Origin of the sequence: Phocaeicola sp. RTP21198st1_B8_RTP21198_201120, assembly GCF_040929485.1 — a bacterium.
In the GTDB taxonomy this organism is placed as follows: Bacteria; Bacteroidota; Bacteroidia; order Bacteroidales; family Bacteroidaceae; genus Phocaeicola; species Phocaeicola dorei.
Genome location: NZ_JBCOCI010000213.1, coordinates 1,154 through 2,169 on the forward strand (window position 1 = coordinate 1,154; position 1,016 = coordinate 2,169).

The following is a 1,016-nucleotide window of genomic DNA, read 5'->3' on the forward strand; positions in this document are numbered from 1 at the left end:
GAAAACATATATTGACCGTATCTCCCATCCCGACTTCAAGTTGGGAACGGGGGTCACGGTGAGTGATTTCTTGAAGCAAGATTTGGTTTATACTTTGACTGTCAACAACTATGACGACGTGACGGCTGGTAATGCCATGAAATATAGCTCCTGTGTAGATGCCAAAGGAAATATGGATTTCGGCACAGTCAAGAAGTTTGTGAAAACTGCAAAAGAAACAGGAATTAGTATTTACGGGCATACGCTCTGTTGGCATTCACAGCAGCAAAATGCTTATTTGAATGGGCTGATTGCGGATAAAGAACCGGAACCGGTTCCTGGTAGTTCAGAAATCGCACTTCATATAAAAACCTCGAAACCTCAAGCGAATGTATGGGATTGGGAATTGTATTATGATTTGGATGAAGCATTAATAGCAAATCAAGAATATACTATAAGTGTGCGGATGAAGGCTTCTTCGGCTATAACCTTTCCGTTCTGGCCGGGGAAGAAAGATGGGACTGACACTCAATATGGTGCAGGGACCTTTTCAGCGGGTGAGCAATGGTCAACTAACACATTCACGTTTACGCCTTCTGCTGATATCGATAGGTTACGGTTCTGTTTCGGTTTGTTTGGCGGTGATTTGTATTTTGATGATTTAACATTGACTGCCTCGGGCTCTGATAGAAATTTGATTATGAACTCTACTTTCGAAGAAAGCAAAGATCTGTCCCGATGGAGTAAAGCGAGTTGGATTGATTTTGCTTATGGGATAGAGGAGGTCCAGGAAAGTGGATCCGTGTTAACTAATGTATATATATTAGAGGATGACTTTTCAAGCGGAACAGCTATGATGGGTTGGGGAAATAACTCGACTCGGCAGGTGATTGACGGAGTACATCAAATGACAAATCCGTCGGAAGTAAATTCTTGGGAAGCACAGGCTGGCTATGATTTTTCAGCTCCTTTGACAGAAGGGACTACCTATTTCTTAAAGATGAAGATTAAAGGCAGTGTAGCAGGTAGTATTGGGG

Annotated in this window: 1 protein-coding gene; it reads left to right on the forward strand. The window is 42.4% G+C overall.

Features of this window, described 5'->3' with window-relative positions; genetic code table 11:
• Positions 1–1,016: endo-1,4-beta-xylanase (locus tag AB5935_RS24630; protein ID WP_368327715.1), on the forward strand; the 1,016-nt coding region annotated here is incomplete at both ends.